Consider the following 25,289-nt stretch of genomic DNA (forward strand, 5'->3'; position numbering starts at 1 on the left):
CCTGTAAATGGCTCTTCGCAGAAACAAAAAAGAACCGCAGCCCGTAAAGGCGGCGGTTCTTTAATGCGTAAATGATCGGCTACACTCGCGGTCCGCGACGGCCCATGACAAAGGAAATAATAAAGAGCACCAGGAAAATGACAAAGAGGATTTTGGCAAATCCCATGGCCGTTCCGGCAATGGTGGTGAAGCCCAGCAAGGCGGCGATGATTGCGATAATTAGAAATGTGATGGCCCAAGAGATCATGATTTTTCCTTTCGATAGGTGTTGTTGGTTTACAGAAAAGATTTCGCAAACCAGCAGGCCTCCGGGTGTATTTACTTGGGAAAAATTCCCCAGTGAGTCAGAAAAATCGGGCTGACGTGATTCGAACACGCGACCTCTTGAACCCCATTCAAGCGCACTACCAAGCTGTGCTACAGCCCGTTTATTTGGCAGAGTGCCAAGATTCTCGCAGAAAAAGAAAACTGCAAGCCGAATCCCAAGCCCTCGCGGCTATTTCAGGTGGAGTTCGTCGCGAGTGACGATTTTTTCCTCGCGAGTCGTGAGGTTTTTCACCTTCAAGAGCGGCCATTCGTCTCCGATAATAATGGCCACGGCGGCTCCGAGTTGCTCGGCGATCTGGAATTGTTTGCCGATCTTCGCGGGAGTCAGGGAGTAATCGACGCGGCGTCCGGCGTCGCGCAGTTGCTGGACGAGTTTTAGGGCGTCCGCCCGGCGTTCTTCGCTGGCGATGATGACGAATGTTTCCACCGGAGCGGCGGCCGCCAGCGCGGCGGACATTTTTTCGCGGGCTACTGGCGTATCGTCGATCAAGTTTCCGAGAACGACGTCGCCCATGGCGAAACCGATGGCGGCGAGGTTCGATTTGCCGTCGCTGATGAGGTTGAGAAGTCTGTCGTAACGACCGCCGCCGGCAAGGGCACGCTCGTTTTTGCCTTTATCGAAAACCTCAAAAACGACGCCTGTATAATAGGCGAGTCCTCGAACAATGGCATAATCGACCTCCACATAACGATCCAACTCGCGTGCTTTTAGATCGTCGAGGATCGGCGCAAGGTCGGCGCTTGGGGCTTTCGAGCGCATGAAGCCGAGCACTGTCTCGGCGGAAAAACCGAGCGGAGTTAGAAGCGATTCTGTTTTTTCCAGCGGCATGCGCTCGGCCTTGTCCACGATCTGGAAAAAAGCCGATTCGTCCTCGGGTTTGCCGCCGTTACTGGAGAAGAATTCTGCCCACGCGGTGCGGCTGCTCAGGCGCACGACGAAATCATTTTCGTCGAACCCGAAGGCACGCAATGAATCGACTGCGAGTGCGATCAATTCCGCGTCGGCGGCGGGCGATGTTTCTCCAAAGATGTCGGCGTTGAGTTGGTAAAACTCCCGTCCGCGTCCGCGCTGTTGCTTTTCGTAACGAAAAAACTGCGGCACGCAAAACCACTTGATCGGCTTGCGAAAATCCCGTTCCCGCGATGCCACCATACGGGCGACGGTCGGTGTCATTTCGGGTCGCAGCGAGACGTGACGCTGGCCTTTGTCCTCGAAGTTGAAAAGCTGGCCGACGATTTCGTTGCCGGATTTTTTTTGATACAATTCCAGCGGCTCGAGCACGGGGCCGTCGTATTCCACAAAGCCGTAGCGTTTCGCCACGGCGCGCCAAGTGTCGAGGATGTAGTTGCGCCGCGCGCATTCGGCTGGGTAGAAATCGCGGAAACCGGGAAGAAGTTGCATCGGAAAAGCTGAATGGTGAATACTAAAGGCGGTGTTGAGCGAGCTACAAATACGGGGATTTCGTTGTTTTGAAAGGGCGAGACTCCAGTTGGGGCCGGGCGCGACGTGCATCGTCGGGCCGAATGCGCAGGGCAAAACGTCGCTGCTCGAGGCGGCCTGCGTGCTGCTCCGGCTGCAATCGCCTCGCGCCTCGACGCTCGGGCAGGCGGTGCGTTTCGGCGAAGCGGGGTTTGCGCTGGAGGGCGTCTGGAATGAGGCGCGCTGCCAATATTATTATAGTGCGCGGCAGCGAAAACTGGTCCTCGATGCCGTCGAGCAGCGCCGGGCGAACGAGTATCTCGGGCTCGCGCGGGTGGTGTGGTTTGGCAATGACGACTTGGATTTAATTCGAGGTGGCGGCGAGGAGCGGCGGCGTTTTCTGGATTTTGCGATTGCACAGACGAAGCCAAGCCACCGGGCGCACTTGCGGAGTTATGAGAAGGCGTTGCGCTCGCGAAATTCACTCCTGAAATCCGGCGGCAGTCCGCGCGAGATTGCTGCTTACAATGGTCCCCTGCTCCAATCTGGCGAAGCCGTGCGGCTGGCGCGGCGTGAGTTTGTCGCGGCCCTCACGCCCTTGGTCGCCGCTGCCAATCGCGACATCGGCGGGGAAGGCCCGGAGTTGCAATCTACTTACAAGGATGGCGTAGGCAGCGGGGATTTCGCGGACGCTCTGGAAAAGTCTGCGGCACAGGAGAAACACCTCCATCAAACCGTCGTCGGCCCGCACCGCGACGATCTTGAACTCAGCTTTGACGGACGCGCCGCTGCTCATTTCGCATCGGAGGGTCAGCAGCGCACGGCCGCTCTCTCCCTCCGTCTTGGTCAGGCGAAAATCCTTCAGGCGGGACAGCCGCAGCCACCGCTTTTCCTGATCGACGATATTTTTGGCGAGCTCGATCTTGTTCGCCGCAATCGCCTCCTCCAGCACCTGCCAAAAGACGGTCAGCAGCTCATCACCACCACCCATCTCGACTGGGCAGGCGATTTCCCGGTCCATATCCTAAAAATCGGTGAAATCTGCTGAAGATTTGCATGGCAAAGGATTGATCAACAGCCTTTTGCATCAGTTTTTGGTTGACCAATCCGCCTCAAAAGCTACTGTCGGGGGCACTTTCCCTACTCAACCTTCCAAACGATGCTTCTAAAAAAATCCTTCTCACCTGTTTTTCTAGCATGGGCTTTGACTTTCGTAACTGCGATTTCATGCCTTCAGACAGCAGGTGCCGAGGAAGATGGAATTTCGGTTGGAAAACTGAGATTTGGCAGCCAGACCAATGACAAATGGCTGACCGTGGACCTGAAAAAAACCAACCGCATAGGCAGTCCGACGGTTAATACCGACAGCAGCCGCTCTTTTGGCTCCACTTATCGCACGGTCACTCGCTCAACTTCCTCCACGAGCTATTTCAACTCCTATTCGACTCAAACGAGTTTGCCCGCAGTCTATCCGCCCGCGTCCTCCATGGTATCCAACCGCAAGCTCGTTCAGGCGGCAGACATCGCGCTGGGCAGCGCCCACCTTCACTCCACAGGGAGTTGCTGGCGCTACGTGAAATCCGCCTTGCTCAAGGCTGAGGCGATCGACTCCTATCCCAAAACCGGCTACGCCAAGCAGGCCGGACTGGAACTCGTGCATGACTACGGCTTCGTGCGCACCACCATTTCCAACCCCTTTTCCGCTCCCGTCGGCTCAGTCCTCGTCTATGGCGGTTCTGGCGCCGGACATGTGGAAATCCGGACTCGCACCGGTTTTGTCAGTGACTTCGTATCGGCCAAACCTTCGGGTCGCCCGCTCATCGGCGTTTTCGTTAAACGCTAGTTTGCTTGTTCGGCCCGCAGTTTGCGCGCCGCTCCATTTGTGCGATGAATGGATAAGAAATGTCGCCCACCCTTTTAGAGTCAGTCGTCGCGATACTCTTGATCTGGGTCGCATGGCAATTGGGGAAAATCGTTTATCTCCGGCTCATCAGAAAGCCACCCCAGCCTCTCTCCCTTCCCGATAAAAAACATGGCCACCACCGTTAACTACACTCCGCAACTTCCCTTTCGTCTCGGGAAAATCCTCATCGTCTTCGTCATCGCGATCCTTCTTTTGATCGTCACCTTCAGTGCCTGGCGCAACATTCGCCCCGGCTACGTCGGCATCGTCTTCGACAAAATCAATCACAGCGTCACCACCTCGGCGCTCGATCCGGGTTGGGCTTTTATCAACCCATTGACGCAGGCCATTCAGGAATATCCCGTTACCATTCAGACCTATCAAATGGTGCAGACTTCCAACGAGGGCACCGTTTCTGGCGACGACTCGATCAAGGTCCAGAGCAACGAGGGCCAGCAGATCAACCTCGATGTCGTCATTCAATATCAGGTCGAGAAATCCAAGGCCAACCAGCTCTACACCGACTGGGGCGGCGCTCCCATTTCCGTCGTGGAAAACGGCGTCGTCCGCCAATACACCCGTTCTCAAGTGCCCGTCGTCGCGGCCCGTTACACCTGGGAGGAAATTACCTCCGGCAAGCGCGCGGAAATGATCGAGGAAATCATTCGCGGACTTCGCGAGGAATTTGACAAACGTCATCTCAACCTCGTTTCTTTTGGCATTCGCGAGGTGCATTTACCGCAGTCGCTACAGCGCGCCCTCGACATTAAAATTCAGGCGCAGCAAGCCGCCGAGCAGCAGAAATATATGCTCGCGCAATCCAAGGTGAAAGCCGAACAGGACGTCACCCAAGCCACAGGCCAGGCCAATGCGGTCAAGGCGCAGGCCGAGGGCGATGCCGCCGCCACGCTTACCAAAGCGCGTGCCCAGGCCGAGGCCAACGACCTTCTGGCTAAAAGCATCACGCCGCCGCTCATTCAATACGAGCAACTCCAGCGCTGGGATGGACGCCTCCCGCTTTTCACCGGCAACGGCGGCACTCCTCTGATCGACACTTCGGCATTGCTGAATGCGGCGAAAGAGTCCAAGCCGAATCCTTAGCTAGAGTCGTATCTAACTCGACTCACGCCTGCGCAAAATCTTGCGTGCTCTTCGCGCGTCCGGCGTTCTATCATCGGTCTCATGTTAGGAAACACTACCGCCCCGGACCCGGAATTTGACCGCTCGTTGCGGCCCCCGGCGTTTGCTGATTTTGGCGGTCAGTCCAAGGTCTGCGACCGTCTTGAACTCATGGTCGAGGCCGCGAAACAGCGTGGCGACGTGCTCGATCATATTCTTTTGAGCGGACCTCCCGGTCTTGGAAAAACCACGCTGGCTTACATTCTAGCGACCGCTATGGGCGGCAGCATCAAGAACACCAGCGGCCCGATGATCGAGAAGGCGGGCGACCTCGCCGGACTTCTAACCACGCTGGAGCGCGGCGACGTTCTATTCATCGACGAGATCCACCGGCTCCAGCCGACGATCGAGGAATATCTCTATCCCGCGATGGAGGATTTCAAACTCGACATCCTCATCGACCAGGGCCCGAGCGCTCGCAGCGTGCGGTTGAATCTGCCGCGCTTCACCCTCATCGGTGCCACGACTCGCGCGGGAATGATTAGTGCGCCACTTCGATCCCGCTTTGGGATCAATCCACGGCTCGATTATTACACGGCGGAGGATTTGCAAAAAATCGTTTTGCGCAGCGCGCATTTGCTCGATCTAACCATCGACGAACCTGGGGCGCTGGAGATCGCGGCGCGTTCCCGGGGCACACCGCGCATCGCCAACAATCTGCTCCGCTGGGTGCGCGACTATGCGCAGGTAAAGGCCAATTCGCAGATCAACCAAGACATCGCGGCCAGAGCTCTAACCATGCTCGAGATCGACGCCGACGGCTTCGATGAAATGGACAAACGCATCCTGGAGGCGCTCATCATCAAGTTTCAAGGCGGCCCGGTCGGAATCAATTCACTCGCCGTCTCAGTGGGCGAGGACGCTGGCACGATCGAGGACGTGAACGAGCCCTATCTCATCATGCAAGGCTATCTCAAGCGCACCGCACAGGGCCGCGTGGCCATGCCAGCCGCCTATCGCAAGCTGGGACTTTCCATTCCGGGAAAATCCGCCGATCTCTTCGACTAACATCGAAACTGATCCGACTTACATTCCAATCTGGAAACAAAAATGGGAGGCGGATTTCTCCAGCCTCCCATTTGTTAGGAACTTGAAAATAGTCAGGGACTATTTTTTCTTCGCGACCGCTTTTTTGGCGGGAGCTTTTGCGGCCGGGGCGGCTTTTTTAGCAGGAGCTTTCGCTACGGCTTTTTTGGGAGCGGCCTTGACGGCTGGTGCAGCTTTTTTGGCTGGTGCCTTGGCGGCAGCTTTGGGAGCGGCCTTAGGAGCAGCTTTTGCGGCTGCTTTGGGCGCAGCTTTGGCGGCTGGCTTTTTAGCGGCTAGTTTCTTAGGAGCTGCCTTTTTGACGGGAGCTGCTTTCTTGGCAGGGGCTTTTTTAATTGGCATCCAGAATCCCCCCTTTCCATCCGCAGTAGCGGGCGAGGCAAAGTGTGTGTGATGAAATGAACATCAGATAAGACTGCTAGTAGATAATTTCAGGAGCCGAGTCAACAAATTATTTTTAGCTAGTACTCAAATAGTTTGTCGGCCGCCGGCATCGCGGCTCAAAAAACCTAGCTATTCGCCAATAGCTAGAAGCGATTCGGCGCGGGCCACAATATCGCCCACGGGCAAGAGCCGCCCAATGCCCTCGTATCCACATGCTAACATTCCCGACTCGGGCCCGATGAATTGCACGTTGCGCGATTTTAGAATGGCCACATTGGCCTGCGTTGCGGCGTGCAGCCACATTTTTCCATTCATCGCTGGGGCGACTAACATCGGAGCCAGGGTCGCGAGTGCAATGGAAGTCAGCGCGTCGTTGGCGAGGCCATGCGCCAGTCTTGCTAACACATCCGCTGTCGCTGGGGCGATGAGTAAAAGATCGGCCTCGTCCGCGAGTTCGATGTGACCCGGACGACTGCTGTCGCGCTCGTCCCACACACTGGTGATCACGGCTCGGCGCGTGAGGGTTTGCAGAGTAAGCGGGGTGATGAATTGCGCGGCTCCGTCGGTCATCACGGCGGTGACCTGATGCCCGCGTTTGGTTAGCTGGCTGGCGAGATCGGCAGCCTTGTAGGCAGCGATGGAACCGGTGATGCCGAGCAGGATGTTAGCCATCGGAGTTAGATCAGAATGAGGTCTTTCATCCGGCGGCTGAGATAGCGTTCGGCTCGCATGATGGCGCGAAATTTCTGCAAATCCTCCTCGGTGGAGCCCGAGATGATGATGTAACGAAAGGCGCGCCAGCTTTTCATTTCGCGAGCGGCATTCGTCAGGCGCACTTCGATTTGCTCGGGAGTTTCCGTGCCACGTTTGGTGAGCCGGCGGCGGAGTTCATCCAGACTCGGCGGCATGATGAAAACATCCGCCAGCGCCTCCTGGATATAGGCATCGGGAAACGCGCGAATCGCCGCCACGCCTTGAATATCGACATCGATAAGAACATCGACGCCTTCCTGCAAATGCTCGATCACCGTCGAGCGCAGAGTCCCGTAGAGATTGCCGTGGACGTTGGCGTATTCCAGAAATTCCCCAGCCTCAATGCGGGGGCGAAATTCGTCCTCACTAATAAAGAAGTAATCCTCGCCATGAATCTCGCCGGGACGCGGCTTGCGGGTGGTGCAGGAGACGGAATAAATGAAATCCGGCGTCTGCCGCAGCGCCTCGCAAAGCGTCGTCTTACCAGCGCCCGACGGGGCGGCCACGACAAAGAGAATGCCGTGGCGCGAGGCGTCTTTTCTAGCTAATGGTTGCGTGGGCTTATTCAATGTTCTGGACTTGTTCGCGTATCTTCTCCATCTCGCTCTTGCACGTCACGATAATTTGCGAAATAGCCGCGTCGTTCGCCTTTGAGCCGAGAGTATTCAGCTCGCGCCCGATCTCCTGCACGATAAATTCCAAGGTGCGTCCAATCGGTTCGTCTTTGGTTAGGTTTTCGCAAAACTGGCCGAGGTGACTCTGCAAACGCGTAAGTTCCTCGGAAATGTCGCAACGATCCGCGAAGAGCACGACTTCCTTCGAGAGCCGGTCGTCGTCCAATTCGAGTTCGATTCCTATCTTGCGCACGCGCTCGTGCAGGGCAGCGCGATATTTCTCGATCACCGCCGGGTGCAATTCGTGGATTTTTTCGATCGCGGATAGAATGTTAGCAGCCCGCGTTTCCAAGTCCGTGCGGAGATCGACACCTTCGCGCGTGCGCATGGCCACGAGTTGTTCTAAAGCCTGCTGCAACGCTTTTTCCAAGAGCGGCCAGACCACTTCCAGATCATGACTCAGCGCCTCCACCCGCAGCACACCGGGAATGGTTAGCAGCGATTGCAATCCAACTCCCCCTGTTAGCTGATGCCTCTCCACGAGCGCCAGCAAAGCCGCATGTGCCCGCGCCGCTGCTGCCGGATCGATCAGATCGCCGCCCGCCGCACTCGCCAGATTCGTAGTCGCCACCAGAACATTGATGCGCCCGCGCGACAACGTGGCTGCGACAAGCTCGCGAACGCGCGGTTCCAGCGAGGCGAGGTCGCGTGGCAGATTGATCGCTGGCTCGAGTTGCTTGCGATTGACGGAATTGACTTCCACCGTGATCGCCAGGCTCTCATCGGCCATCTGGCCGCGGCCATAGCCGGTCATGCTTTTCATACTTCGAGAGACTCGTTGCTCTTCTTCTTAAACAGCTTCACGATCGTTAGGAGCGTCGTCACCAAAATGCAAAATCCCATTACGCCAGTGCCTAGAAATAATCCCCAGATCATTCCTAGCGCTGCCGCGAAACGCACCGGGTCGCTCCCCGTCGGAGGCATAAACCAGCCTTTCACAAACTCCGGTGAGATCCATGCGACTCCCGCTGCGAAGACGCCTCCTAACAATGCCGAGACCAGCGCCGCAGCCACGATGGCGAGGAAGTATTTTAGAAAGGTCATTTCAAAAGAAAATCCGCCGCCTGACTTACATCCTTATCACCGCGGCCGGAGAGATTCACGATGATGAGTTCATCCTTTCGCATCGTTGGCGCGACCTTGATCGCCTGGGCCACGGCGTGTGCGGATTCCAGCGCGGGAATGATTCCCTCGATCTTCGCCAGTGTCTGAAATGCCTCCAGCGCCGCGTCGTCGGTGGCGTAGTCGTAGTTCACCCGCCCGATGTCGTGCAGATAACAATGTTCCGGGCCAACCGCCGCGTAGTCGAGTCCGGCAGAAATGGAATGGGTTAGTTCGACCTGTCCATTTTCATCGGCCAGCAGCCACGTCTTCGCGCCTTGCAGAACGCCCAACCGTCCACCCTGAAAACGCGCCGCGTGCCTTCCCGAAATAATCCCCTCGCCGCCCGCTTCCACGCCCGTCATACGCACCTCTTCGTCGCCGAGAAATGGATAGAACAGCCCGATCGCATTACTCCCGCCGCCCACGCAAGCCAGCAATAAGTCTGGAAGTCGATTCTCTTTTTCCAAAATCTGCCGCCGCGCCTCGTCTCCGATGACGCGGTGAAAATCCCGGACCATCATCGGATACGGATGCGACCCGTAAGCCGTTCCTAATATGTAATGGGTCGAGCGCACATTGGTGACCCAGTCGCGCATCGCCTCATTCACCGCCTCCTTCAACGTCGCCTGACCCGCCGTCACCGGCACCACTGTCGCCCCGAGGAAACGCATCCGCGACACGTTCAACGACTGACGCACCATGTCGGTCGCGCCCATATAGATCACGCATTCGCAGCCAAACCGCGCCGCTACCGTCGCCGTCGCCACCCCATGCTGACCCGCCCCCGTTTCGGCAATGATCCGTTTCTTGCCCATGCGATTCGCCAGCAGAATCTGGCCGATGGCGTTGTTAATCTTATGCGCTCCGGTATGGAGCAAATCCTCCCGCTTCAGATAAATCTTCGCCCCGCCGAGATGCTCCGTGAGCCGCGCCGCGTGATAGAGCGGGGTGGGCCGCCCGCAGAAATTGTGGAGCAAATCGGCCAGCTCCGCCTGAAACTCGGGATCGACCCGTGCGCGATGGTACTCGGCTGTCAGGTCATTGAGCGCCGTCATCAGCGTCTCGGGCACAAACATGCCGCCGTATTCGCCGAAATGCCCAAATTCATCGGGCAACTGATTGAAACGTGTTGCGCTGGGTTGGGTGGCGGTGCTCATGGCGAAACTTAACCACGAATCGGGGTGGTTCCACACGAATGTTTGCAGGGCTCGGCCTGCCGCGATAGAGACAGGGGATGAGTTTGCGGACTGCGGATTATGACTTTGAATTGCCCGATGAATTGATCGCGCGCTATCCAGCGGCGCAGCGCGATGGGAGTCGCATGTTAGTCGTTCATCGGAGTTCGGGTGCAATCGAGCACGCGCAGTTTCGCGATCTGCCGCAGTTTCTCACGGCGGATGATCTGACGGTGCTGAACAATGCGCGGGTGATCCCGGCGCGGGTGTTTTCCGATGATGGCCGCATCGAATTGTTAGTGCTCGACCCGCGTCCGGATGGTCATTGGCAGTGCATGGTGAAGCCTGGTCGCAAGATGCGGCCCGGCCATTCCGTGATGATCGCTGGCTGCCGGGGCGAGGTGCTCTCGATGTTAGAAGACGGCACGCGGGTGATTTATTTTTCGGTGCAGCCGGATTTGGAGAAGGTGGGAAAACTGCCGCTGCCACCTTACTTCGGACGCGAGGCGGAGGCATCGGACTTGGAGCGTTATCAGACTGTCTATGCCACGCAATCGGGAGCGGTCGCCGCGCCGACGGCGGGGTTGCATTTCACTCCGGAATTGCTGGCACAATTGCCGCACTGCTTCGTGACGCTGCAAGTCGGCGCGGGCACATTTCGCGGGGTGCACGACGACGACCTGACGCATCACATCATGCACTCGGAAAAGTTCTGGTTGTCACCCGAAGTGGCGGCGCAGATCAATGCAGCGAAGTCCGTCTTCGCAGTGGGAACGACGACGGTGCGCGTGTTGGAAAGCTGCGCGCACGAAGGCAAGCTAAGAGCGGGCGAGGGCGAGACGCGGATTTTCATTCACCCGCCATACGAGTTTCAGGTGATTGATAAATTGCTCACTAATTTCCATCTGCCGCGTTCGACGTTGCTGATGTTAGTGTCGGCGTTCGCAGGTCGTGAATTGATTCTGGAGGCTTACACGAAAGCGGTCGAGGAGCGGTATCGCTTTTACTCCTACGGCGACTGTATGTTGCTGGTCTGAATCGGCTCTAACTCCTATGAAAGATACTTCCATTGATCCTGGTGTTTCCATTGGGCACGTGCATTTGAAGGTGGCTGATCTCGATCGTGCGATTGGCTTTTACTGTGGCATTCTCGGGTTCCGAATCATGCAACGTTTTGGCGACGAGGCGGCCTTCATTTCCGCAGGCGGCTATCATCACCACATTGGCTTGAACACCTGGGAGAGCAAGAATGGCACGCCGCCCCCGCGGGGTTGCACCGGGCTGTATCATCTCGCGATTTTGTATCCGACTCGAAGGGCGCTGGCGGATGCGTTGCGGCGATTGATGGACGCTGGCATCATTCTCGACGGAGCGAGCGATCATGGTGTTAGTCACGCCCTTTACTTGCGCGATCCGGACGAAAATGGAGTGGAGTTGTATTGGGATTGTCCGCTCGAAAATTGGCCCATGACACCAGATGGCCGGCTTGCGATGTTTACCCGCCCCCTCGATGTGAAGGGGCTTCTGGCCGAGGCTCCCGAACGATAGACTAACCAACCGGACGCGTCTGCCGAAGTGCTTCGTAGAGGACGATGCCGACGCTGGTCGCCAGATTCAGGCTGCGGACCTCGGGTTGCATCGGAATGGTGAGGCAAGTTTCGGCATTGGATGTTAGCAGGCTTTCCGGCAGGCCTTTCGTTTCGCGTCCAAAGACGAGGTAATCGCCTTTCTGGAAGTGTGCCTGATGATAGATGCGCCGGGTTTTCGTGGTTAGGAAATACCATTGGGCCTCCGGGTTGGCTGCGGATTGGCAGGCGGCGAGATCGCCCCAAATGTGGAGATCGACGTGCTGCCAGTAGTCCATGCCGGCGCGTTTCAAGTATTTGTCGTCCAACGAAAATCCGAGAGGTCGGATAAGATGCAAGGTCGCCCCGGCGGCGAGGCAAAGGCGGGCGATGTTGCCGGTGTTAGGAGGAATTTCCGGCGAGACGAGGACGACGTTCATGCGAGTAGAATGGAACTGGAATGGAAAAATCCAAAAACAAAAAACCCGCCATCGGTGAGGATGACGGGTTTGGGATTTTGTTTGGTTCGTTTCGAGTTAGGAAGCGCTGCGTTCGGAGGTTTTGGCTCCGCTGACGAGCAGCTTGCGGCCCATGAATTCTTTATCATGAAGCTCGGTGACGGCGCGTTTGGCTTCGTCGATGGTTTCCATGGTGACGAAGGCGAAACCTTTCGATTTCTGCGTGTAGTTGTTGCTCACGACCTCGGCGTTGCGCACTTTTCCGACTCCGTTGAAGAGGTCGATGAGATCGCTCTCGGCGGCGTCGAAGGAGAGGTTGCCGACATAGAGTTTCGGCGAGGTAACCTCGATGATTTCGATGGAGCGGGGAGCGCGTTCTTCACGTGGTGCGCGGGTTTCGCGGGACTCAGAGGGCTCGTTTGATGCCGCTGCGTCGGCTGGCTCGGCGTTGCGGTCGGGACGGGTCTCCGTGCGGCGATAGCTGTCGGAGGGACGCCCGGTGCGTTGTTCCTCGGCGCGCTGCTCGGTCGGATGGATCGAGCGGGGCTGCGTAGATGCGGGTGCGGTGGCTTTTTTCCCGGAGAAGAAAGCGACTATCTTTCCCCAGAAGGTGAGCGGCTTGGGAGCCTGGTGGCCGTCGCGGTTGCCGTAGTTGGAACGTTCCCGCTGCGAGCGGTTGCCGTTGTCTCTGCGGGGACCGCGTGAGTCGTTGCGGCGGCCGCCGCGTGAGCCGCCCCGGTTGCGGTTGTTGTCGCGATTATTGTCTCGCGGTCCGCGATTGTTTTGCCCTGAGTGGGGCGAAGTGTTTTCATTCATAGCTGTGTTCATATAGGTGTGTGATATGACAAGGCGCATATTGGATGCTGACTCCGCGGTGGTTCGTCGGGAGCCGTGTGCTCGCGTGCGAAACTGCGGAGTCGTTGTCAAAGAACCGGCGCCAACAAGGTGGCCATCCAGCGCGCCGGAAATTTTCCTGCCCAATGAGAATGGCACGCTGCGGTGCCGGAAGGGGAGATCTGTAGCACAGTGCAATGCCACTCGCAAGCGATCAATCGGAGGTCGCGGATTTTGAGCGGAAAATGGGACGATGTCTTCGTGCTGGCAGGCCCGACTGCGAGCGGGAAGTCGGCGCTCGCCGTGGAGCTGGCGGAGCAATGGGATGCGGAAATCATCAGCGCCGACGCGTATCAGGTCTATCGCGGTCTCGCCGTGCTGACCGCGCAACCTAACTCGACTGAAAAAAAACGCGTGCGCCATCACCTGGTGGACGTGCTGGGGCCGCAGGTGGAGTCTAGTGCGGCGGATTTTGCGCGGCTGGCGAGAGCAGCTTTGGAGGAAATCCGTGGCAGAAATAAACGTGCTCTCGTCGTCGGCGGGTCTGGTTTTTATCTGGAGGCGTTCTTCGACGGATTGCCCGAAACACCGCCGCCAAATGAAGCGATTCGCCAGCGGCTGAGCTCCCTGACCTTGCCAGAAATGGTCGCGGAATTGCAGCGGCTCGACCCGACTGCAACAGCGATCGTCGATCTGCAAAATCCCCGACGGGTGCAGCGGGCGATCGAAATTGTGACGGTGACGGGGCAGCCCTTTGCGTCCTTTGCCCGGGAGCCGGATCGCTCCGTGCGCGGCCTCGTGCTGGATCCAGGGCGGGATGTTTTGCTGCAGCGAATCGAGCAGCGGACAGCAGCGTTATTGGAAAATGGCGCCCTCGAGGAAGTCCGCACGCTCGGCCCGTGCAGCGCCACCTGCCGGAAAACCATCGGACTTGCAGAGATATCAGCGTTTCTAACCGGCGAGATCACGCTGGCGCAATGTCACGAGCGAATCGTGATCGCCACACGCCAATACGCCAAGCGCCAGCGCACGTGGTTTCGCCATCGCGCCCGCTGGCCGCTCGTCATGCCGGAAAACGCCCTCGTTCACGCCTGCGCCACGCTGGAGATTCGAGTCCCATTGCACTCACAGGCCGCCGTGCGAGACTGAGCGCCATCAAATGAGTTGGTTTTCGTTCAATCCGCACGATTTCAGCATCTCATTTCTCAGCATTCTCTTTGAGGGAGTGCCCTATCTTTTCCTCGGCACACTGCTCTCGGGCTTGATCGACGCCTTTCTCCCCGCGCAAGCCCTCGAACGCTGGCTGCCAAAGAACGCCGCGCTCGCCATCGGAGTCGCAGGCGTCTTGGGTTTCTTCCTGCCGATGTGCGAATGCGGCGTGATCCCAGTGATCCGGCGGATGCTGAAAAAAGGACTGCCCATCGCACCGGCGGTCACGTATTTGCTCGCTTCCCCGATCATCAACCCTGTCGTTGCGCTGAGCACGTATGCCGCGTTTCGCGGCCAAGAACCTGGAACCGTGCTGGCCTTCCGCATGATCCTCGGTTTTCTGATCGCGTGCATTTTCGGAGCCATCGTGCTGCGTTTGCCGAAGCAGGAAATCCTCCTGCCGAACCTGCTCGAGCCTGCACCCCAGCGTTTCACGAGTCTCTTCGCCGCCGTGCCCGACGACTCGGCCACGCTCGATGATCTCACTGCCGCAGAGCCGCGCCCTTCGATTCGCAGTCGGCTGCTGGCGGCGTTGCGGACGGCTTCGTTCGACTTTCTCGACGTCGCGTTTTACCTGATCATGGGAGCGATTCTGGCGGCTATTTTCAACACCGCCATTCATCGCGAGACGATCATTCTGCCGCTGGCGGGCAACATCTGGCTCGCGACTTTTTCGCTGGAAGGCCTCGCCTCCATTCTCTCGCTGTGCAGCACGAGCGACGCTTTTATTGCGGCCAATTTCGTCGCCTTTCCGCTGGCAGCCAAGCTGGCTTTCATGGTGCTCGGCCCCATGATGGACGTAAAACTTTTCCTGATGTATGGTCTAGTCTTCCGGAAAAAATTCACCATCGCGATGGCCGCGAGTTTGTTTGTAGGCATCGGGCTTCTCTGCATTTTTCTGGCGAAGACATTGCCCTGAAACTCCGATGAAACTTCAGTGAAAAATAAAATCACCAGTCTTCTCGCCCCGGTCACCCTCCTCGAATGGGGCGGCGTTTTGCTCTATTTTTACCTGAGCGGACGACTAAGCGCCTTCCTCCATCCATCGTTTCGGCCGCAGGTGCTCATCGCCGGAATTGTCCTCGTGCTCTGCGCGATCACCTTGTTTCTCACGCGAAACCAGAAGGCCGTCTGCGAGTGCGGCATCGTGGAAAATTGCCCCGAGCAAACCCGCTCGCCATTCGTTTCGAGCTGGCTGTTTCCCATTATGCTTCTGCTGCCACTGGCCATCGCGGCGACTTTTACCCGCGACTCCTACGGCTCAAATATCCTCGCCACTCGCGGCATCGCCGACAGCGCGGCTGCCCTTCCGGGACTGGCGGACAAAATGAGCAAAACGCTGCCTGTTCCGAAAGTAACGGCGACCACTCCGACCATCGAGCCCGCGCTCCCGGACGCAAATCCCAATGCCTCCAGCACCCCGCCGCCAACTGAAGATCAGACAGCGGAGGATTTCTTCAAACCAGATGCCAACGGCAACATTCAAGTAAATGTGGCCGACCTGCTTTACGCCGCGGAAGAGCCGACTTTGCGAAAGCCGTTCGTGGGCAAATCCGCCGAGATCATCGGCCAGTTTATGCCCGCCAAAGGCAACAATCCCACTGGCAATCGATTCAAACTCGTCCGTCTTTTCATGACCTGCTGCGCTGCCGACGCCCAGCCCGTTTCGCTCCTGATCGAGCACGATACCGCTCTTCCCATTCCATCGAAAATCTCCGACATGACCTGGACCAAAGTCGTGGGCGACATTGCATTTTCCATCGAAAACGGACGCACCATTGCGGTGATCAAGGCGAAAAAAATCGAGCCTATTGATCCTCCGGAAGAGACCATGCTGTATTAGGATTTCAGGGCGGTGAGATAGCTCATCAGAGCCGCCTTGCGAGTCGCATCCAAATGCGCCCTCGGAGCCATTCCATCGACGATGCCACTCCATTCCTGCAAAGTGTAATGGGCAACGGGTTGGGCCGCATGACACGCCGTGCAACTCGTGGCAAACGTGGTGCGTCCGAGCTCCAGCGTCTTAAGCGAAATACCATTCTGCGCCATGCTCGCATTTACCGATGGCGCTATCGGCTGGGTCGTTGCGCAGCCCGCGACTGCCAATGCAATCGAGGCTGCGATCAGACGAAGAAAGTTTTCGATCATGCTCTAGAAATCGAAGCCAACGATCATCCGGTTCTCCCAATCGGGCTCCCCTTCGATATCAGTCAGTTGCGCGAGGCAGGCGGCAGTCACGAAGAAACGTCCGAAACGCACCGAGGCGTTCGGCCCCGCAAAAACGATGGAGTCTTCGCCGCTTTTCCAATCGGGCAGCGGGATTTCATGAAAGGCTTCCACGCCGATGGAGAAATGCGGATTTAACTCGTAGCTGACACCCAAAGTTTGGGCAAATTCGCCTTCGCGCTCGTCCAGATTTTCGCCTTCCCATTTTCCTTCGAGCACCAAGTTATAGGCGACTACGAGAGGGCCAACGTTCTTTTGGAGCAACAATTTTCCCTCCACTTCGGCGACGTCATTACCACCAACGACCTCGAGGTAAACCGCTGAACCAAGGAAATCCGTAGTCGGATTGGTGAGATTGTAGATCGCTTCCACGCCCGAATGTTCGTAAACCGCGCCGACGGCATCACTGTAACTCCAGTCGGCCAAGTAGATGCCGAGTTGCAGTCGATCCGTGACGCCGAACTCCAGCTCGTGTCGGAATTCAAAAGCGTTTCCATCAGCGCCATCGTGCTTCCAAGTAACCCAGTTTTCCAGTTCGACGGCACCCTGAGGAGAGGTGGTGGATTCGTAGCTGAAGGCAAATTTGCGCTGTCCGGCGTCGGCCGGCGAAGCGATAAGGAACAGAGCTGCCAGACATATTAAAAGCTGAGCAGGATATGGAAGTGACAATTTAAGCATGAGGATGAGACGTTAGTTTTTTATCAGCAGCTCAGCCGCGAGCTTCTGATGCGACTGAGTCTTAAATACAACAAGCGGTTTGCCAAGAACTTTTTTAGAAATGTGAGCTCTCAAGCCACCATCTTTTCACTGGTTGCTGCTGGCAAACAGTGGTTAAATCGCGCGTCCGAAAATGAAAAAGCCGTCCTTTATTTTTCGCAGATTGGAAGAGGCCGTTTCATGAAAGGCTGGCCTTTGCTGCGAACGTTTCTCACGCTTCTGGCCCTGCTCCTGGCCGGTCTGCCCCTGCGCTCTCTCACCCGCCCCAAGTCGAATCCAACTCCCCTGAAAGTGGTCGCGCCTACGAAGGAAAAAATCACTATCGCGCTTACTTTCACCCAACCACCGGAGAAGTTTTCCCTTAAGTTTCTCGGTCAGGAAATCCTCGCCCAAACCGACAAGTCCGCCTTCGACGCGAGCAAAACCATCGACGTTCATTTTCCTGCTGAGGGAATTGATCTCGTCTTCGAAGGCACCTGGCCGGAGTATTTCAAAAAGGTGGGCGCCAGCATCCAAGTGACGCGCGCCAATGGTTCCCGCCAACTCCAGACACTCTGGGGCAAGCGGACCATTTTCGAGCTTCTCACCTTCACTGGAAAGGCTCAGCCCTGATGGCCAGTCACCGCCTCGAAGTTTCCGATCTCACGGTCTCCTACAACCGTGTGCCCGCCGTGCATCACATCGAGTTTGAGACGTCTTGCGGACAGTGCGTGGCCTTGATGGGCCCCAATGGAGCGGGCAAAACCACGCTCCTGAAGACGCTCGCCGGCCTGCTCACGCCAGAGACGGGTTCCATTGTATTCCACGGGCGCGAGGTGAGGCGTGCAAATACGGATTTTGCCTACCTGCCCCAGCGCGAAAATATCGACTGGGATTTCCCTCTGACCGTACGCGGCCTGGTCGAGATGGGGCGTTATCTGCGGGTTGGCTGGTCGCAACGCTATCGCCAGGAAGATGAAAGAGCCGTGCAGCTCGCCATCGATCAAATGCGGCTCGGTGACTTGGAAAAACGCCAGATTTCCGCGCTCTCCGGCGGCCAGCAGCAACGGGCGTTTTTGGCGCGTTCGCTGGCGCAGGAGGCCCATGTTTTCCTGCTCGACGAGCCATTTACCGGACTCGACGAGCCCGCCCGCGAAAGCCTGTCCATCACTCTGCGCGAACTGGCCGCGGATGGAAAACTGATCATCGCCTCGCATCACGATCTCGCGACGGTCAAGGGGCTTTTCTCCGAGGTGCTGCTCTTGAATGGAGAGCTCATTGCCAGCGGAAACACGCGCGACGCATTCACCAAAGCCAACATCGACCGTACCTACGGCACGCTGGCATTTTCCGGCAGAAAACACGCATGAACCTCGAACCCTTTCAGCATGAGTTCATGCTCCGCGCTCTTTACGGCTGCGCGGTTATTGGTTTTTTGAATGGCTTTCTAGGCGCCTTCATCGTGCTTCGCCGGCTGGCTTTAATGGCCGATGCGCTGTCGCATTCGCTGCTGCCCGGACTCGCGATTGGCGTATTGCTCTTCGGCATTGCCCCGCTGGGATTGTTTTTTGGGGCTTTGGCGGCAGCGCTTTTCGTGACAGTTGGATCGCAACTCATCTCGCGAAATTCCCGGATCAAAGAGGACACCTCACTCGGCATTTTATACACAGTGGCGTTTTCCATTGGCGTGATTTTGCTCAACAAAGTCCATTCGCCGATCTCGCTGCATCACTATTTATTTGGCAATATCCTCGGACTCTCCGACAGCGATCTTTGGATGAACTACGGCATCGCCCTACTGGTAATTCCCACCGTCGTGGCCTTGCAACGTCCGCTGCTACTTTGCCTTTTCGATCCGACCGTGGCCAAATCCCAAGGCATCCGGGTGGAAACGCTAAATTATCTGCTCATGGGTATGCTAGTGCTCACCATGATCTCCACACTGCAAGCCGTGGGCGTAGTGCTGGCGCTGGGCCTGCTCGTAGCTCCGGCGGCCACGATTTATCTGCTGAGTGATTCCGTGAGCAAAATGTTTTGGTGCGGCGGCTTGCTGGGCAGCGTGGGCTCCTGCCTCGGGTTGCTGCTTTCCTACTGGTTCGACCTCGAAACCGGCCCCTGCATCGTTCTTCTGCTCGGCAGTATCTTCCTGCTGGCTTACTTCTTTGGCCCGCGATATGGCATTCTCTCGAAGTTCCTGCGCCGCAGGCATTTCCATCGGGAATCTCTCGAACGCTGGGAACAGCCGCACACTCTTCTGGAGAGCTCACAAGCTCCCTCAGCCCGCAAAAACGATTAGTGCACTTAATTTGACGTCTTGGGCAATTCGCGACAAGAAATGCTCCCGCCTCCATTCGAGTTACACATCGCCGCCTCGGAGACGGGAATGTTTTTCAGAACAGTTTAGCCATTGCGCCTTGTAGCCTCACGGATAATCTTGCGCTGAAATTTAGTCTGGCACGCACTTTGCTATTGGCCAAACGTGCCGCAGGTTGTAAGAAATCTGGGCTATCAGTAAAACTCCGGCTGCCAACGAACTGTGGCAGTCATCCAATCACAACCAAACATGAAAAAAATTGAAGCTATTATCAAACCCTTCAAACTTGAAGAAGTAAAAGACGCCCTCGCCGACCTCGGTATCGAAGGTATGACCGTCAGCGAAGTCAAAGGATTTGGCCGCCAAAAGGGTCATACCGAGATCTATCGCGGCAGTGAATACACCGTCGATTTTCTCCCCAAGATTAAAATTGAAGTCGTTCTCACCGACGCGCTGGTGGACAACGCCACCGCCGCCATCGTCAAAGCCGCCAAAACTGGCAAAATCGGCGACGGAAAAGTTTTCGTTTCCACGGTGGAGGAAGCCATCCGCATTCGCACCGACGAAACCGGCGACCAAGCCGTCTAGTTTTTCGTCTCCAGTCAGAGACGAATCCAACTCAAAAGCCGGCGGGGAATTCACATTCCCGGTCGGCTTTTTCATGTCTCGGCGGCGGCGCTCTCGATGGCTTCCATCTCGGCGAGTTGTGCCCGGTCCATCCGCTGCGAGAAGAGATAGACCACGGCTCCGATGACTCCGTAAAAGGTGAACATCAGAAATCCAAGGAGCGAAACTAGCGCCGCGACCTCGGCAGGCGTGCCACACAGATCGCCGAGCAAACGCTCGAAAAGCCCTTCCCGAACACCCAACCCTGCGACGCTGATCGGCAGCGAAGTGATGATCGTGACGATCGGCATCAGCGAAAAGATTTGACCCAGAGTCGCCCCGGCATCGACCGCGCGCGAGGCGCAATAAAATCCGCCATAGTAGGAAAACAAAACGGGCATCGAGAGGAATAGAGCCCAACTGAACTGATGGCCCTCCTTTGTGAAAAGCTGCCAGGCCTTGGCCAGACCGGCGAGTTGCTGGTGACCCGGCAGCCATTGGGGAATCTTCGAATGGGCGCTAAAGAAGAATGAAAGTCCGATCACCACGGCCATGCCTCCGCAAAAAACCAACGTGCTCATGAGCAAACCCGAAGTCGCCGGTGTCTGCGTGAGCCATCGGTAATTGAGCGTCGTTCCCAGCGCCGCCGCAAGAATCAACGGAATCAGCCCAATTAGCCGATCCGCGACCAGCGTCAGAAAAGCACCCTGTCGATGCTGCGGGTAGTCGCGCCACAAATAATAGAGCCGGGCCAGATCGCCTCCGGTGGTTCCGGGCAGGAAAATATTGAAAAAAAGCCCTATGAAAAACCAGCGTGAGACCGTTCCCAGACTGGCGTGAATGCCTTGCGCCTGAAGGAAAATTCGCCAGCGCAGAATGCCTGTGACCTCGCCCACCATCGCCCAGCCCAGCCCGAGCAGCAGCCACGACCAGCGGGCGTTTTTCAGCGCATGGAGCATCGACTCACGCTTGCCCGCGTCGCGGAACAGCCAGTAGAGCACTCCCACCGTGAGCGCGATCTGGAAAAACTGCCAGAGTCGTTTTTTCACAGGCATTCGCGCAGCCAATGGATGCGGCGACGCAGTTCCTCTCGTCCCAGATAACTCGTCCGCACCGCCCACCAAATCGCGCCCAAGCCGGATGGGAGACGCAGGCGATTTTTCAACTCAGCCAGCACCCCCGGCTCTTGGTATGCCTGTAAAAATGCGGGGCTGAGCGACTGCCATTGCTCCTCGCTGGCGCGGCCCACCAAGTCCAACAGAAGCACGAGCAAATCATCCGCGTGCCGTTCCCGTACGTCGAGATTGCCACAGTGAATCGTCTCAAAGTCCACCCAGTTTACCGACTGCGAGAGGTCATCATAGAGCACGTTGCCGAGATGCGGATCGCCATGGGAAAACAGCTCACCCGTCGCCGGATTCAGTGTCCGATGCATCTGGCGAAAAGCCTTTCCCACAGACTGCATCACTTCCGGAGTCAGATCGTTATCTCTCAGCAACCCGACGAGATCCGTCCCCGGCAAAGCCTCCGCGTACACCGAGTCCGTGCGCAGCGCACCGACCCGGCGGTTCTCACCATTGAGGAGGAGAAAGGTGCGCGTCTCGTTCCGCTGCCACTCGGCATTCGTTGCAAAAACCTCCACCGGATTTCCCGCCAGCCAGAAAAAACCATTGGCCACCGGCACCAACAATCGGCTGAGCCAGGTGCGGCGTTTCACCCAGACCGGCACGCCCGCGATGGTGTCGCGCGAAAGATCGTTGATCCGAATTAGGTCGATGCGGCTGCCTGTGCGTGCGATCCAACCCGGAGCTGGTGAAATGGTCTGCATCCCGTCCATTGATGCCATCGCCGCCGGTTCGTGTCCACCGGAGTTGCGGTCAAGTGGACGATTGACCCCACCCGCGCGGCGCATACACTGTCCGTCCGCACCATGAAAATCCTGCGCCACACTGATCCAGATTTTGCCGAGGAAACGGCGAGGCTGAATCGTTTTGCCGAGCCGTCCCCGGCTGTGCGGCAGACCGTTTCCGAGATCGTGGCGGAAGTGACGAAAAACGGAGACGCGTCGCTGCTGGAATTCACCACGAAATTTGGCGGACCGAAACTGGGGGCGGACGAAATCCGGGTGAGTGCCATCGAACTCGCCTCGGCCAGTGTGGATGAGGCCACGCAGAAAACACTGGAGCTTTGCCATGCAAACATCACTGCATTCGCCTCACACTCGCTTCGCAAAAACTGGTCGATGCACAACGAGCAGGGCGTGCTCGTCGGCGAGCGGTTCGATCCGTTTCAACGCGTCGGGATTTACGTTCCCGGCGGCACCGCACCGCTGGTTTCGACCGCGTTGATGACCGTCACGCTGGCCGCCGTCGCCGGTGTTCCGGAGATCGTTGTCACCACACCCGCCGGTCCCGACGGTACGATCCATCCGGCTCTGCTTGTCGCGCTGCGCATGGCCGGAGCCACGGAAATTTACCGTGTCGGAGGTGCCCAAGCGATTGCGGCGCTGGCGTTTGGAACGGAAACGATTCGTCCGGTGCTGAAGATTTTTGGCCCGGGAAATTCGTATGTCATTGAGGCCAAGCGACAGGTTTTCGGAAAAGTCTCCATCGACCAATTGCCCGGTCCGAGTGAAATCCTAGTCTTGGCTGATGACTCTGCGAATCCGGCCTGGATCGCAGCCGATCTGCTCGCGCAGGCGGAGCATGGTCACGACAGCGTCATCGGTTTTTTGACCGACTCGGAGTCGCTTCTAACTCGAGTGCAAAACGAAATCGAGAAGCAGGCTGTCACGCTTTCGCGTCAGCAATATCTGCTCGAGGTGCTGGAGAAAAATGCCTTTCTCATTCTCTGCAACGACCTCGCCCAAGCCGTCGCACTGGCCAACGATTTTTCCAGCGAGCACCTCAGCATTGTCGCCCGCAACGCCGAGGCGCTGGCCCAACAAATCCAGACGGCGGGAGCCATTTTCATCGGGCCTTGGTCACCGGTCGCGGGTGGCGATTATCTCGCAGGTCCGAGTCACACGCTGCCCACGGGAGGGGCAGGAAAGTCTTTCTCCGGCTTGACGGTGGATCAATTCCAGCGCCGCACCAGCGTTGTGGAATTTCACCAGCATTCCCTTCGCATTTCGGCTCCGATTATTGCTGCCGCCGCCGCGCTTGAGGGTCTTGATGCTCACGCGCATTCCGCCACCATTCGACTTCCAATCCAATCATAACATTTATGTCCACTCGCGTTCGTTTTGCTCCCTCGCCCACCGGTTACCTCCACGTCGGAGGTGCCCGCACGGCTTTATTTAACTGGCTTTTTGCACGTCACACCGGCGGAAAATTAGTTCTCCGAATCGAGGACACCGACAAGGCCCGCAACACACCAGAGGCCGTCCAGGCGATCTACGACGGCATGAACTGGCTCGGGCTCGATTGGGATGAAGGTCCGCTCAAAGGCGGCGAGAATGGGCCTTATTTTCAGAGTGAGCGCGACGCCATTTACCAGAAATATTTCGACCAGCTCGTCGCTGCCGGAAGGATCTACGAGGATCACGGCACGATGCGTTTCAAAACCTATCGTGGCAACACCACAGTCGAAGATGTGATCTGCGGAAAGGTTACTTTCGACATGTCGAACCCGGTGACAAATCCCGACATGACAATCCGCCGTCCGGACGGCGGCTGGATTTTTCACTTCGTCAATGTGGTCGATGATATCGAGATGAAAATCACCCATGTGATTCGTGGCGAGGACCATCTTTCCAACACGCCGAAGCACGTGCAAATCTACGAGGCTCTCGGCGTGAAACCGCCGCTGTTTGGCCATATTCCGCTCATCCTGAACAAGGACGGCTCGAAAATGAGCAAGCGTGATCAAGGGGCTAGCGTGCAGAGTTATATCGAAGGCGGTTATGCGCCTGAGGCAGTGGTGAACTACTTGTGTTTGCTCGGTTGGTCGCCGAAAGACAATCGTGAAAAGGTCGATCTCAGCGAGATCATTCCGCTGTTTGAGTTGGAAAATGTGAACCGCCGCAACGCGCATTTCGACCTCGACAAATGTTTCTGGCTCAACGGCCAATACATTGCGCAAATGACGATTGAGCGTTTCCGCGATCTGAGTTTGCCCTTTATCCAAAAGGCCGGAATCCAGATTGACGATGATGCAAAATTGCTGGAAGTGCTCGCCATCGTGAAGGAGAAGATCAAGCACTTCGGCGATGTGCCGGACTGGATTTCCTACTTCTTCACCGACGCCTATCCTTACGATGAGGCGAGTGTGGAAAAGACGTTGAGGAAGGCGGGGGCGCTCGATCATTTGCAAGCGCTGCACGATGCGTATGTGCATGTGAGCAATTGGGATGCGGCCACTTTGGAAACTTCGCTGAAGGACACCGCGACACAACGCGGAGTGAAATCCGGCGAGCTGATTCATCCAGCCCGTGTCGCCTCGACCGGACGTTCCGTGGGTCCGAGCCTGTATCATTTGCTCGAGGTTTTGGGGAAAGAGAAGGTTCTAACTCGATTCAAAAGCACGGTCACAAAATTTAGCTAACTCATGAAGGCCGTCTATACTCTGGACGACCTGCGCGACTGGCCGGAGCCGACTCTGCGTTACGCGGTGTTGGGCGATCCTGTGGCACATTCCGCATCGCCTGCGATGCACAATGCGGCGCTGGAACATCTGGGTTTGGCGGATCGTTATTGCCGGCTTCACATCCTGCCAGAACAGCTTGTGGAGGCCATCGAATTGCTGCCACTTGCTGGATTTAAAGGCGTCAATCTAACCATTCCGCACAAGACGCAGATTCTCCCGCTGCTCGACGAAATTGACGAGCATTCCACACGCTTGGACGCGGTCAACACCGTCGCCTTCCGCGATGGAAAACTCATTGGAACGAACACCGACGGGCCGGGAATTGTCCGTGCGATTCAGGAGGAATTTGGCCTCTCCATTTCCGATCTACGCATTCTCATTCTCGGTGCAGGCGGTGGAGCGGGGCGGGCGATTGCCACGCAATGTCGTCTCGAAAACTGCCGCAGTCTCACTCTCGCCAATCGCACTTTGGAGAAGATCACGGAGCTGGCCGCGATATTAGATGCAGAGACTGTTTCTTGGAATGAAATTTCTCTCAGCAACATCGACCTGATCATCAATGCGTCTTCAGTCGGCATGAAGTCGGGCGAGGTTTCACCTATTCCGGGATCGCTATTGAACTCGACTCATCTCGTCTTCGACACGATTTACGTGGGCAAAAAAACTCCGCTGCAAATCGCCGCCAGCAGCGCTGGAGCGAAGTCCGCCAATGGACTTTCATTGTTATTGCACCAAGGCGTGCTGGCGCTGGAATTCTGGTTGGGACAACCAGTTCCAGTTGAAGTGATGCGGCGTGGATTGCAAAACTACATCAGCGCCAAACACTAACTG

At 57.0% G+C, this 25,289-nt stretch carries 30 protein-coding genes and 1 tRNA gene; 17 read left to right on the top strand and 14 right to left on the bottom strand.

What is annotated here, in order from left to right; translation table 11 throughout:
* Window positions 1-79: 79 nt before the first annotated feature.
* The 3 genes from ABIT76_02225 to hisS form a co-directional block, all read right to left on the bottom strand.
* Window positions 80-247, bottom strand: coding sequence for a DUF1328 domain-containing protein (locus ABIT76_02225; protein ID MEO7931952.1), 168 nt, complete (start codon window positions 245-247; stop codon window positions 80-82).
* 106 nt (window positions 248-353) lie between these two features.
* Window positions 354-427, bottom strand: a tRNA-Pro gene (locus ABIT76_02230).
* Window positions 428-496: 69 nt separating this feature from the next.
* Complete coding sequence (hisS, locus tag ABIT76_02235) at window positions 497-1,729, bottom strand: histidine--tRNA ligase (protein MEO7931953.1); 1,233 nt, start codon at window positions 1,727-1,729, stop codon at window positions 497-499.
* 34 nt (window positions 1,730-1,763) lie between these two features.
* Between hisS and recF the strand changes: the two genes are divergently transcribed.
* The 5 genes from recF (at window position 1,764) to ABIT76_02260 (ending at window position 6,267) form a co-directional block, all read left to right on the top strand.
* Window positions 1,764-2,795 (top strand): DNA replication and repair protein RecF, encoded by a 1,032-nt coding sequence (recF, locus tag ABIT76_02240; protein ID MEO7931954.1) that lies wholly within the window; start codon window positions 1,764-1,766, stop codon window positions 2,793-2,795.
* Window positions 2,796-3,062: 267 nt separating this feature from the next.
* Window positions 3,063-3,590 carry a hypothetical protein gene (locus tag ABIT76_02245; GenBank protein ID MEO7931955.1) on the top strand — a complete coding sequence of 176 codons (528 nt, stop codon included), beginning with the start codon at window positions 3,063-3,065 and terminating at the stop codon, window positions 3,588-3,590.
* A gap of 189 nt (window positions 3,591-3,779) precedes the next feature.
* On the top strand, window positions 3,780-4,751 hold the full coding sequence (locus ABIT76_02250; protein ID MEO7931956.1) for an SPFH domain-containing protein: 972 nt from the start codon (window positions 3,780-3,782) through the stop codon (window positions 4,749-4,751).
* Between the two features lie 81 nt (window positions 4,752-4,832).
* Window positions 4,833-5,837, top strand: coding sequence for a Holliday junction branch migration DNA helicase RuvB (gene ruvB, locus ABIT76_02255; GenBank protein MEO7931957.1), 1,005 nt, complete (start codon window positions 4,833-4,835; stop codon window positions 5,835-5,837).
* 82 nt (window positions 5,838-5,919) lie between these two features.
* Entirely contained in the window at window positions 5,920-6,267 is a 348-nt protein-coding gene (locus ABIT76_02260; protein ID MEO7931958.1) for a hypothetical protein, read from the top strand.
* A 119-nt stretch (window positions 6,268-6,386) separates the two neighbouring features.
* Here the strand turns inward: ABIT76_02260 and ABIT76_02265 are convergent, their stop codons facing one another.
* From ABIT76_02265 to trpB, 5 genes are read right to left on the bottom strand one after another with little or no spacing between them, the layout of a single operon-like run.
* Window positions 6,387-6,929, bottom strand: a complete 543-nt coding sequence (locus ABIT76_02265; protein MEO7931959.1) for a flavoprotein — start codon at window positions 6,927-6,929, stop codon at window positions 6,387-6,389.
* A gap of 5 nt (window positions 6,930-6,934) precedes the next feature.
* Window positions 6,935-7,579: a guanylate kinase gene (gene gmk, locus ABIT76_02270; protein MEO7931960.1), complete on the bottom strand. Its 645-nt coding sequence runs from the start codon at window positions 7,577-7,579 to the stop codon at window positions 6,935-6,937.
* Window positions 7,572-8,447, bottom strand: a complete 876-nt coding sequence (locus ABIT76_02275) for a YicC/YloC family endoribonuclease (protein ID MEO7931961.1) — start codon at window positions 8,445-8,447, stop codon at window positions 7,572-7,574. The genes gmk and ABIT76_02275 overlap by 8 nt, the downstream gene beginning before the upstream one ends.
* On the bottom strand, window positions 8,444-8,728 hold the full coding sequence (locus tag ABIT76_02280) for a hypothetical protein (GenBank protein MEO7931962.1): 285 nt from the start codon (window positions 8,726-8,728) through the stop codon (window positions 8,444-8,446). Before ABIT76_02280 ends, ABIT76_02275 begins: the two co-directional genes overlap by 4 nt.
* Window positions 8,725-9,945 (bottom strand): tryptophan synthase subunit beta, encoded by a 1,221-nt coding sequence (trpB, locus tag ABIT76_02285; GenBank protein ID MEO7931963.1) that lies wholly within the window; start codon window positions 9,943-9,945, stop codon window positions 8,725-8,727. The genes ABIT76_02280 and trpB overlap by 4 nt, the downstream gene beginning before the upstream one ends.
* Window positions 9,946-10,022: 77 nt before the next feature.
* Between trpB and queA the strand changes: the two genes are divergently transcribed.
* Both queA and ABIT76_02295 read left to right on the top strand, forming a co-directional pair.
* Window positions 10,023-11,000: a tRNA preQ1(34) S-adenosylmethionine ribosyltransferase-isomerase QueA gene (queA, locus tag ABIT76_02290; protein MEO7931964.1), complete on the top strand. Its 978-nt coding sequence runs from the start codon at window positions 10,023-10,025 to the stop codon at window positions 10,998-11,000.
* Window positions 11,001-11,016: 16 nt separating this feature from the next.
* On the top strand, window positions 11,017-11,511 hold the full coding sequence (locus ABIT76_02295; GenBank protein ID MEO7931965.1) for a VOC family protein: 495 nt from the start codon (window positions 11,017-11,019) through the stop codon (window positions 11,509-11,511).
* Between the two features lies 1 nt (window position 11,512).
* Here the strand turns inward: ABIT76_02295 and ABIT76_02300 are convergent, their stop codons facing one another.
* Window positions 11,513-11,968, bottom strand: coding sequence for a tRNA (cytidine(34)-2'-O)-methyltransferase (locus ABIT76_02300; GenBank protein MEO7931966.1), 456 nt, complete (start codon window positions 11,966-11,968; stop codon window positions 11,513-11,515).
* A 96-nt stretch (window positions 11,969-12,064) separates the two neighbouring features.
* Window positions 12,065-12,802 (bottom strand): hypothetical protein, encoded by a 738-nt coding sequence (locus tag ABIT76_02305; GenBank protein ID MEO7931967.1) that lies wholly within the window; start codon window positions 12,800-12,802, stop codon window positions 12,065-12,067.
* 252 nt (window positions 12,803-13,054) lie between these two features.
* Between ABIT76_02305 and miaA the strand changes: the two genes are divergently transcribed.
* From miaA to ABIT76_02320, 3 genes are read left to right on the top strand one after another with little or no spacing between them, the layout of a single operon-like run.
* On the top strand, window positions 13,055-13,969 hold the full coding sequence (gene miaA / locus ABIT76_02310) for a tRNA (adenosine(37)-N6)-dimethylallyltransferase MiaA (protein MEO7931968.1): 915 nt from the start codon (window positions 13,055-13,057) through the stop codon (window positions 13,967-13,969).
* Window positions 13,970-13,979: 10 nt separating this feature from the next.
* Window positions 13,980-14,948 carry a permease gene (locus tag ABIT76_02315; protein MEO7931969.1) on the top strand — a complete coding sequence of 323 codons (969 nt, stop codon included), beginning with the start codon at window positions 13,980-13,982 and terminating at the stop codon, window positions 14,946-14,948.
* 18 nt (window positions 14,949-14,966) lie between these two features.
* Entirely contained in the window at window positions 14,967-15,872 is a 906-nt protein-coding gene (locus ABIT76_02320; protein MEO7931970.1) for a TIGR03943 family protein, read from the top strand.
* On the opposite strand, the gene ABIT76_02325 is transcribed toward ABIT76_02320, so the two are convergent.
* Together ABIT76_02325 and ABIT76_02330 are read right to left on the bottom strand one after the other, a co-directional pair.
* Window positions 15,869-16,177 (bottom strand): hypothetical protein, encoded by a 309-nt coding sequence (locus tag ABIT76_02325; GenBank protein ID MEO7931971.1) that lies wholly within the window; start codon window positions 16,175-16,177, stop codon window positions 15,869-15,871. The genes ABIT76_02320 and ABIT76_02325 overlap by 4 nt on opposite strands.
* Before the next feature lie 3 nt (window positions 16,178-16,180).
* A complete protein-coding gene (locus tag ABIT76_02330) occupies window positions 16,181-16,933 on the bottom strand; it encodes a hypothetical protein (protein MEO7931972.1) in 753 nt (250 codons plus the stop codon).
* A 102-nt stretch (window positions 16,934-17,035) separates the two neighbouring features.
* On the opposite strand from ABIT76_02330, the gene ABIT76_02335 reads away from it, so the two are divergent.
* From ABIT76_02335 to ABIT76_02350, 4 genes are all read left to right on the top strand, one after another.
* Entirely contained in the window at window positions 17,036-17,584 is a 549-nt protein-coding gene (locus ABIT76_02335) for a hypothetical protein (GenBank protein MEO7931973.1), read from the top strand.
* Window positions 17,584-18,321, top strand: coding sequence for an ABC transporter ATP-binding protein (locus tag ABIT76_02340; GenBank protein MEO7931974.1), 738 nt, complete (start codon window positions 17,584-17,586; stop codon window positions 18,319-18,321). Before ABIT76_02335 ends, ABIT76_02340 begins: the two co-directional genes overlap by 1 nt.
* Window positions 18,318-19,247, top strand: a complete 930-nt coding sequence (locus tag ABIT76_02345) for a metal ABC transporter permease (GenBank protein ID MEO7931975.1) — start codon at window positions 18,318-18,320, stop codon at window positions 19,245-19,247. The genes ABIT76_02340 and ABIT76_02345 overlap by 4 nt, the downstream gene beginning before the upstream one ends.
* Window positions 19,248-19,514: 267 nt before the next feature.
* On the top strand, window positions 19,515-19,853 hold the full coding sequence (locus ABIT76_02350; protein ID MEO7931976.1) for a P-II family nitrogen regulator: 339 nt from the start codon (window positions 19,515-19,517) through the stop codon (window positions 19,851-19,853).
* Between the two features lie 71 nt (window positions 19,854-19,924).
* Here the strand turns inward: ABIT76_02350 and ABIT76_02355 are convergent, their stop codons facing one another.
* A complete protein-coding gene (locus tag ABIT76_02355) occupies window positions 19,925-20,926 on the bottom strand; it encodes a lysylphosphatidylglycerol synthase transmembrane domain-containing protein (protein MEO7931977.1) in 1,002 nt (333 codons plus the stop codon).
* Complete coding sequence (locus tag ABIT76_02360; GenBank protein MEO7931978.1) at window positions 20,917-21,699, bottom strand: hypothetical protein; 783 nt, start codon at window positions 21,697-21,699, stop codon at window positions 20,917-20,919. The genes ABIT76_02355 and ABIT76_02360 overlap by 10 nt, the downstream gene beginning before the upstream one ends.
* 30 nt (window positions 21,700-21,729) lie before the next feature.
* Here ABIT76_02360 and hisD point away from each other — a divergent pair, with 30 nt between their 5' ends.
* The 3 genes from hisD to aroE are packed head-to-tail and all read left to right on the top strand — an operon-like array spanning window position 21,730 to window position 25,286.
* A complete protein-coding gene (gene hisD, locus ABIT76_02365) occupies window positions 21,730-23,091 on the top strand; it encodes a histidinol dehydrogenase (GenBank protein ID MEO7931979.1) in 1,362 nt (453 codons plus the stop codon).
* Window positions 23,092-23,096: 5 nt separating this feature from the next.
* Window positions 23,097-24,416, top strand: a complete 1,320-nt coding sequence (gene gltX / locus ABIT76_02370) for a glutamate--tRNA ligase (protein MEO7931980.1) — start codon at window positions 23,097-23,099, stop codon at window positions 24,414-24,416.
* A gap of 3 nt (window positions 24,417-24,419) precedes the next feature.
* Entirely contained in the window at window positions 24,420-25,286 is an 867-nt protein-coding gene (gene aroE / locus ABIT76_02375; protein ID MEO7931981.1) for a shikimate dehydrogenase, read from the top strand.
* Window positions 25,287-25,289 lie beyond the last annotated feature (3 nt).

The organism is Chthoniobacterales bacterium, from assembly GCA_039930045.1.
Lineage (GTDB): Bacteria > Verrucomicrobiota > Verrucomicrobiia > Chthoniobacterales > DASVRZ01 > DASVRZ01.